Raw genomic sequence first — 8899 nt, 5'->3', positions numbered from 1 at the left:
TAAAAGAATACATTCTACTTTAAATTATGATACTCCTATGCTATACTTTAAGAAATTAAGGAATACTTAAATGCAATATGTATGGAACCCGTGCAAAATATTTGTTCATTTAGTTATTTATAATATATATTTCAAAAATAATTTTTTATGATATATATTAAAATTAAAAATATTATTTCTTTATTATTTTCAGATTATAACATTTATAATACATACTATTATTTATATGCATAATATTATACAAAAACTTTTAATAATTATGATCCAATTGTTAAAAGTTACCAATAACAATTGGATCAAATTCTTGTATAGAAGTTACATCTATATTTTCTTTGAGTTTAACATGTATATATAAACCATGTATACTAGCATCATCTATTAAATATCTATTTTGATTTATTACTAAATAAATATTTTTATTTAGTAATATTTGATTATTAGAATTATTCAAAAATAATAATGTTTTATTATCATATTTTGAAATTCCTTTTATCCAATTTTTATCAGAAAAATTATATAACCAAACGATATCATTAATATTATATTTTTTTTCTATTAATTTGTAATTATCAATATATAAAATACTTACAAATTTATCTTTTAATACAACACATTTTTCTATTTTATAAATATTCCAAGGAGCATTTTGTGATTTAATATATATTAAAGTATTAGGTTTATTATTTTGAAAAAAACTATAGTATATTTCATAGAAATTACCAAATTCGTATATATTTTTATTGAACAATATATTTAAATATCCTCTAACATTTATATTATTATATAGAATAGAATCTTTAAAATTATTTTTTATATATTGTGATATAATTACATTATTATAGTTATAATCAATATTATAACTATATTTATTATCATTTTGATATAATAAAAGATTAAAAAATTGAATAATAAAGATAAAATTAAAAACAACAAAAAATAATTTTTTACTATTATTATAAATATGTATAACTATAATCAATAATATAGTTATTAAAAATAAACTTACTTTAAGTCTATCAAACGTATATGATATAGCATGTTGTTTCATAATAAAATTCTCTAGTATAGTAGCAAATAATAAAAATAATAATACAGAGTATTTTTTGAATTTTATAAAGTAGTATTTGAAAGTATTAGGAATAAAAATAATGCTGATAATAAATGATAAAATTATAATACCAAAAATGGTTTTATAAGAATTATAATATCCAATAAATAACCATTTTAGTTGTGTTTTATTAGAAAAGTTTCTAGCTTTAAATCTTGATATTAAAGCATTTATATAATCTGTAAAATTTACATTAAGTAAATAATGAAATGAAAATACCAAAAATGACATACCTGTTAAAATTGATATTACCAATATATATTTGATATATAATAAACGATTATTTTTTTCTTTTGAAGTTATAAATTTGACTATATATAAAATAAAAAATGAAAAATTAGAAATGTATCCTGTCCACTCTATATAAGGGTTAATAAAAAACAAAATAAAAAAAAGTATTTTAAAATATTTATTATTAATATTTATAAAAGATATTATATGCAATAAAAGAAATATTTGAAATAATGAATGATGCCAGGATCGAACTCCCTGAGTATGCATAACTTCTGTAGAACCAACATATAACATAAAAACCATAATAAATAATAATATTTTATCTATATATCTAGAAAAATAATAATTTATAATATAATAAAATAATAAACAACTTATAATCATTAATATAGAATTAAATAAATATAAACTATATATTGTTATTGGTAGATTAAATAATTTAAAAAATAAATATGGGAATATATATCCAATAAATGAGAATGAAGTATAATAAAAATTTCCATTTTTATCAGGTATAGTAGATCCCCATCTTACATTTTTATACCCATCCAATGTTACTATAGGTAAAAATTTATGTTCTCTAATAGGAATTTCATTATATGCGTTAACTGTCAATAACGTATGGTATGTTGCATCTAAATTAGTATAATTTTTATCTTCTTTTGGATATCTCAATATAATTGAAAAAATTGCAAACAATACTAATAATACTATATATAGTGTGCGGTGCGGTGCGGTGCGGTGCGGTTACCACCATATTTGATTCTCCTAACTTGAAATTAAATATATAATATAATAATTTCTACTTAATGTCAAATAAAAAATAGAGATGCATATGTAAAATACACATCTCTAAACAATTTTTTTTAATTTATAAATTAATGACCGCAATCACAGTCAGTTACTTTTATATTACATACTTTAGTGTCAACATTAATATTTTCAGTTTTTTCACCCAAAGGATAAAGAAGCCTTAAAGCATTTAATACCACTATCACAGTAACACCAGTATCTGCAAATATAGCAAGCCACATACTAGCAAGCCCCAAAGCACCCAATATAATAGCCCCAAATTTTATTATCAATGCTAAAAGAATATTCTGCAAAACTACGATATGATTTTTCTTAGCAAGCTTTATAGCAAGAGCAACTTTTGAAGGCTTATCGTCCATAATAACAACATCAGCATTCTCAATAGCCGCATCGGAACCAAGCCCTCCCATAGCTATACCTATATCAGCACGTGCCAAAGACGGAGCATCATTGATACCATCGCCTACAAATATTGAAGCTTTAGAATCTTTCATCATGCTTTCTAATACACTCACTTTATCTTCGGGAAGACAACCGCCCTTAAATGAGTTTATGTTCATCTCTTTAGCAAATGCTTCAACTCTATTAATATTATCCCCGCTTATTAATGCAGTTTTTATATTCATAGAGTTTAACAATGATATAGCCTCTTTAGTATCATCTTTGACACTGTCATCAATCAAAAAACCTCCTGCATATTTTGAATCTATAGCTATATGAACATTAATATTTTCTTTATAATTAGAAGTATCGATATTATTTTGTTTTAATAAATTAATACCTCCAATAAGTATATCTTTATCTTCTATTACAGCAGAAGCTCCTTTACCGCTAATATCCTTATGATATGAAATCAGACTATCATTTATAGTACCATTATGATGATTTTTATAATGCTCTACTATAGATACTGCAATAGGGTGAGAAGAACCTGTCTCAGCATAAGCAGCATATTTAATCATAGCTTCATCATCGTATACACCAGTATTGTATATTTCTTTTATACTAAACTCTCCTTTTGTAAGAGTACCAGTTTTATCAAAAATCACTTTATCAGCTTTAGCAAGCAAATCTAAAAACACCCCTCCTTTAACCATTATGCCAAATTTTGAAGCCCTGCCTATAGAAGCAAAATATGTTAGAGGAATACCTACCATAAAAGCACAAGGACAAGACACTACAAGCAAAGTTAAAGAACGCTGAAACCAATTAGCAAAAACTTCTTTACCGTATATTAATGCAGGTATAACTGTAAGAAAAATTGCCCCAAATACAACTATAGGAGTGTAAATACCTGCAAACTTGCTTATAAACTGCTCAATATTAGCCTTTCTGTTTTGAGAATCTTGAACCAATTTAAGTATTTTAGCAATAGATGATTCACCATAGGCTCTTACAACTTTTGCTTTGATAGTATTATCTCCGTTTATAGTACCCGCTAAAATTTCATCATTAACCTTAACACTTCTAGGCATGCTCTCTCCTGTTAATGCCTTAGTATCAATCCAGCTTTCACCCTCGTATATAACAGAGTCAAGAGGAACTTTTTCAAAAGGGTTAATTATTATATTATCGCCAATATGAACCTCTGATATATCAGCTTTTTCAACATTTCCGTTTTCTCTTATAATGTTTGCACAGTCTGGTCTTATTGCCATTAATGCCGCTATTGTGCGTTTTGATTTGTCAACAGCCATATCCTCAAAATACTCACCTACCCTATAAAACATAAGTACAGCCAAAGCCTCTGGAAGCTGATGAAGTATAATAGCACCTACTGTAGCAATACTCATAAGAAAGCTCTCACGCATGAACTTTCCCTTTATAAAATCTAAAGCTGCATTCTTAAAAACATCTCTTCCCAAAATAAGATATGGTATAAAGAAAATAATATATTCTGTTATACCATGTATTTTGTCATGCAAGGCATATAATAATACTAAAACTACAAGTCCTAAAAAAATCTCAATTAAAAATAAAAGCCTTTCTTTATTCTTTAACATGCTCATACCCCCAAGTATAAATTTTTTCTATATGTTCATCATCAAGCCTGTAAAATACATGAAGCCCTACCTTTCTTTTTTTTACTACCCTAGCCTGCCAAAGCATTTTTAAATGCTGAGAAACAGAAGGCTGCTTCATATCAAGCAAAGATGATAATTCATGCACACATAATTCTTTTTCGCTTAATGCTGATATTATTTTAAGTCTGGTAGGATCTGAAAACACAGAGAAAAATCCAGCCAAAAGCGAAAACTCTTCATCATTGGGAAGTTTTGGAATAAGTGATGATATATTCTCATCTTCTGAAGTAACTTCGCAGTCATCATCATTAATAATATCTTCTTTTTTCATTAGACTAACCTTTATATAAGTATATTATAATATAATAATATACTTATATAACTATTAAGTCAATATCAGAAAATAAATTTTTTTTATATTTTTTATTATTTTTCAAAAAAATTGTGTAAAAAGTAAAGTAAACATTATTTAACAATATTAAGTATATTCACAGGTTTAACAAATAAAAATTACACAAGAATTTTTTTTTAATATTTTATTTACAAGCTAAAAAAATATATTTTGATTATTATTTTTAAAAAATCAGAAAAAAATAAAAATATATTTTTATGAGAGATAAGAGAAAAATCAATTTTTTCTTTAATATCTAAAAAAACACATCGAAAAAAAATAAAAAAAATAATTTTTTTTAGACAAAAATAATTGCCTGCTATTGACATAAAACATAAAGCCATCTAGCATTTAAGTATGATTAAATTAGAAACATTGATAAAAAAGTTAGTAAAAAACTTTGTAAAGTTGAATTACAGAAATAGTAAAGAAAAAACTTTACAAATAAAAACAATCAAATCATAATAATCCATTAACACATATCAAAAGTTTCTAATATTTTTAAAGCAGTAAACATTAGCAATAATGTTTATAATAAAAAAATTTTATAAAGGAGTTCACTATATGAACAAAAAGATTTTAACATTATTTTTGGTAGTTGCAGCATCAGCAATACTAGCAGTAAGCTGTAACAACAAGACAACAGACCCAGTAAAAAACACAGGAGGAAGTACAACAACTACTACTACACCTTCAGGTCAAGAACCAGCTACTACACCTACAGACGGTAAAGAAGAAGCAAAAAAAACATCTGTTACAAAAGATAGTTTAGAAAAAGCTGTTCAAACATTAGGAGATGTTATATTAACAACAAAAGAAAATGCAAAAGAAGGAAAATTTTCTTTTACATCTGCCAAATTTTCAGGTAGTGAATTAAAAATAACAGTTAAAGGTTCTTCTAACAAAAAAGATCCTTCAGGAACAGATAAATTTGAAAGAACTACTGCTGCTTCAGCTATAAAAGCTGCTTTTAAAACTGAAGAACTAAAAACACTTGGATTAAAAATAGATAAAGTAGAACCTGCTAAAGAAAATAATGATAATAAGAAAGCTGTTATAGAAGCTACTTTATTATTAGATGATAATTCAAAATATGAATTTGATTCTTCAGCTAAAGATGGAAAAATCATAATAGAATTAGATGTTACTGACGGTATAGGTGCTGCTGTTACTTTTGAATAATATATAATCTTAGTTATTCAAAGATATAACTGTCATACAAAAAATTGAATTATTTTCATAATATAAGCTATAATAAAAAAAGTCAATATCTAATATCAAATTTATTTAAATAAAGAATAGCAAATTATTTACTTTTAATATATAATCTTTAATATTTTTCATTTTTTAACGATTTTCTGATTTTACAAAAAATTTACACAATTTTATGTAGTTAACATAATGATTAATAAATAATATATTAAGGGAAATTTTTTAGTTATGTACATTTTTAAAAAACAGGATAAGGATTTTAGAAATCTTACCAACGAAGAGATTAACTTTCTAAAATCTCAGGGCTGTTCTTCTCAGTCTTGGGATAAAATACTAATCAAAAACGTAGATTTAAGCAGAATAAAAGATGTTCAGTTTCATGGCAGAGTAAAAATTAACTCTCTTAACGGAAATGTCAGATATCATAAAAAACTTAAAGTACCAGCCTCTATTAACAGAGCAACTTTAATAGATGTATTTATAAACGGAAATGTGTATATAAATAATATAGGAAGATTTATAGCTAATTACAAAATAGAAAAAGGCGTGATAATAGAGAATGCAGGATCTATATATATGGAAGGAAAAAGCAGTTTCGGTAACGGTGTAGAGACTTCGCCTATTATGGAGGGAGACGGAAGAAGTGTTAAAATATTTAATAGGCTTAATTCTCATATAGCATACTTAGTTGCAATATACAGACATAAAAAATTAATGCGTGAAAAAATTAATTCAATTATAGATAATTATACTAATCAAAAAACAAGAAAATTCGGAAAAATTAAAAAATATGCAAAAATTATAAATGCAAGACTTATAAAAAACTCATTAATAGATCCATACACCACTATAGAAAATACCGATGAAATCAATAATACTACAATAATCAGTACAAAAGAATGCCCTTCATATATAGGAACTTCTGTTATATTAAAAGATTCTATTGTACTTAAAGGTGCAGACATAACAGACAGTACTGTAATAAAAAAGGCTTTTATAGGAGAAGGCGTAAGACTTGCAAGGCAGTTTTCCTGTGAGGATTCTCTTCTTTTTGCAAACTGCGAAGGCGAGCATGGTGAGATGTTTTCTATATTTGCAGGTCCTTATACTGTTACGCATCATAAAGCAACACTTTTAATAGCAAGTCATTTTTCATTTTTTAATGCAGGAAGCGGTACTAATCAAAGCAATCATATGTATAAATTAGGACCTTATCATCATGGTTTTATGGAGAGAGGATGCAAAACTGGAAGTAACTCATATATTTTATGGCCTTCTTATATAGGGGCTTTTTCAACAGTTATAGGTGCTCATTATGATAATGTTGATGCTTCAGATTTTCCTTTCTCATATATAACTGAACATGGATACCATCAAACAAGACTAATACCTGCATTAAATTTATTCGGTGTCGGGCTTTCAAGAGATGAAAATAAATGGAAAGACAGAGACAGAAGAAAAGGCGATAAAAAAGATTTGATAATATTTGATGTGTTTAGTCCATATACTGTTTCAAGAATGATTAAATCCGAAAAGATATTAAAAAATATTAAAGAAGAAAAATATAATGATGATAAAAACTTTTTAACATACAAAAATATGATAATAAAAAAATCTTCTTTAGATAAATACTCAAAAAGATACTCTACAGCAATAGATTTATACTTACATAACAAAATACTTTCATATATAAAAAGCTCTAAAAACATAGATGAGATAATATCAAATTTAGAATATGATAAAAATAATGTATTTGATAATTGGTCTGATATTGGAGGGCTTATATGTGCTAAAGATAGAGTTGATAATATAATAAAAGACTTAGAAAATGATAAAATAAATGATATAAAAGCATTAATTGAAGAGTTTGAAAAATTATACAATATATACTCTGAAGATGAAAAATCTTGGGTTATGAACTGTATTAAATTAAGATATAATATAGAAAGTATTAATAAAGATAATATAAAAAAATTATTAGACAAGCATAAAATATTATTAGAAAAAGCGTATGATATATTTTATAAAGATGTTGAAAAAGAGTATGATACAGCAAAAATGGTTAGTGCTGGAATAGATGATAAAACTATGATGGAAAAAGATTTTGAGGCTGTGAGAGGCACTGTTAATGATAATACTTTCGTTGTAAAATATAAAAAAGACATGGAAAATAAAATAAATGATATTAATAATTTAATTAATATATTATAATATATAAAAAATATTTGGAGTTGTTATGCTGATATATTCATTATCTATAAAATTAGAAAGAGGATTTGAGGATATAATAGAGGCTGTTATAGAAAGCGGTCAATTAAATATATTGGGTTTTAATATAGAGTTTCCAATAGATGACAGCAATTCGTCTATAGTAAATATATATAATGAAACAGAAGATATATTAAAAAATAATCTCTCTATAATAGAAGAAAATATAAAAGATATTGCCAATTATACTTTAACTACAAAACAGTTAAAATCAGAGGAATATTTAACTTCCTACATAGAGTTTTTAAAACCTTTTGATATTGGAAATATAACTATAGTACCAAACTTAAAAGATTTTCATAATGAAGAAAGTTCTAATCCTCTTTATATAGCAAAGCAGTATGCATTCGGAACAGGTACTCATGAAACTACTTCTCTTGCCCTTGAGATGATTAATGAATATGCTGATAACAACGATATAGCATCAAAGAGTATTGCTGATATTGGATGCGGAAGCGGTATATTATCATTATTTGCATACAAACTTGGTGCTGGAAATATTACTTCAATCGATATAGACAATGACGCCGTTAATTGTACTCTTGATAATGCTTCATATAACGATATAAAAATAGATAATGTTATACTTGGAAGTGCTAAAGATTTAATTAACATGAATTTTAAATTTGATTTGGTTATTGCCAATATAGAAACTGATATATTAATAGAAATACTTCCAGACTTAAAATCTTTATTAAAAACGGATTCTGTTTTAATATTATCAGGTATATTATTAGAAAAAGAATCATTTATGAAAAATGCTGTAAGAGAAAATAAACTCAATATTATTTTAAGAAAATCAAAAAATGATTGGGTATCTTTAATGCTTAAACAATAAGCATTAAACAA

6 protein-coding genes are annotated in these 8899 nt (G+C 25.2%); 3 read left to right on the top strand and 3 right to left on the bottom strand.

Features of this window, described 5'->3' with window-relative positions; all coding sequences use genetic code 11:
- Positions 1-271: 271 nt before the first annotated feature.
- The 3 genes from Q1X91_RS05485 to Q1X91_RS05475 form a co-directional block, all read right to left on the bottom strand.
- Positions 272-1048, bottom strand: coding sequence for a hypothetical protein (locus tag Q1X91_RS05485; RefSeq protein ID WP_300754177.1), 777 nt, complete (start codon positions 1046-1048; stop codon positions 272-274).
- A gap of 1172 nt (positions 1049-2220) precedes the next feature.
- Entirely contained in the window at positions 2221-4158 is a 1938-nt protein-coding gene (locus tag Q1X91_RS05480; RefSeq protein WP_300754175.1) for a heavy metal translocating P-type ATPase, read from the bottom strand.
- On the bottom strand, positions 4145-4510 hold the full coding sequence (locus Q1X91_RS05475) for a metalloregulator ArsR/SmtB family transcription factor (RefSeq protein WP_300754173.1): 366 nt from the start codon (positions 4508-4510) through the stop codon (positions 4145-4147). The genes Q1X91_RS05480 and Q1X91_RS05475 overlap by 14 nt, the downstream gene beginning before the upstream one ends.
- Positions 4511-5134: 624 nt before the next feature.
- On the opposite strand from Q1X91_RS05475, the gene Q1X91_RS05470 reads away from it, so the two are divergent.
- The 3 genes from Q1X91_RS05470 (at position 5135) to Q1X91_RS05460 (ending at position 8888) form a co-directional block, all read left to right on the top strand.
- Positions 5135-5752 (top strand): hypothetical protein, encoded by a 618-nt coding sequence (locus tag Q1X91_RS05470; RefSeq protein WP_300754170.1) that lies wholly within the window; start codon positions 5135-5137, stop codon positions 5750-5752.
- A 258-nt stretch (positions 5753-6010) separates the two neighbouring features.
- Positions 6011-7993: a DUF4954 family protein gene (locus tag Q1X91_RS05465; protein WP_300754168.1), complete on the top strand. Its 1983-nt coding sequence runs from the start codon at positions 6011-6013 to the stop codon at positions 7991-7993.
- Positions 7994-8018: 25 nt separating this feature from the next.
- Complete coding sequence (locus tag Q1X91_RS05460; RefSeq protein WP_300754165.1) at positions 8019-8888, top strand: 50S ribosomal protein L11 methyltransferase; 870 nt, start codon at positions 8019-8021, stop codon at positions 8886-8888.
- The last annotated feature ends 11 nt before the right edge of the window (positions 8889-8899 follow it).

The sequence above is a fragment of the uncultured Brachyspira sp. genome (assembly GCF_949287625.1).
Classification (GTDB): Bacteria; Spirochaetota; Brachyspiria; order Brachyspirales; family Brachyspiraceae; genus Brachyspira.
The sequence above is the reverse complement of the archived record's forward strand: the minus strand, read 5'-3'. Positions and strand labels throughout refer to the sequence as shown.

What these genes read in the sequence shown, in the direction of transcription:
- Q1X91_RS05485 (WP_300754177.1), bottom strand. Translation starts at nt 1,048, where the DNA reads ATGAAACAACATGCTATATCATATACGTTTGATAGACTTAAAGTAAGT.
- Q1X91_RS05480 (WP_300754175.1), bottom strand. Translation starts at nt 4,158, where the DNA reads ATGTTAAAGAATAAAGAAAGGCTTTTATTTTTAATTGAGATTTTTTTA.
- Q1X91_RS05475 (WP_300754173.1), bottom strand. Translation starts at nt 4,510, where the DNA reads ATGAAAAAAGAAGATATTATTAATGATGATGACTGCGAAGTTACTTCA.
- Q1X91_RS05470 (WP_300754170.1), top strand. Translation starts at nt 5,135, where the DNA reads ATGAACAAAAAGATTTTAACATTATTTTTGGTAGTTGCAGCATCAGCA.
- Q1X91_RS05465 (WP_300754168.1), top strand. Translation starts at nt 6,011, where the DNA reads ATGTACATTTTTAAAAAACAGGATAAGGATTTTAGAAATCTTACCAAC.
- Q1X91_RS05460 (WP_300754165.1), top strand. Translation starts at nt 8,019, where the DNA reads ATGCTGATATATTCATTATCTATAAAATTAGAAAGAGGATTTGAGGAT.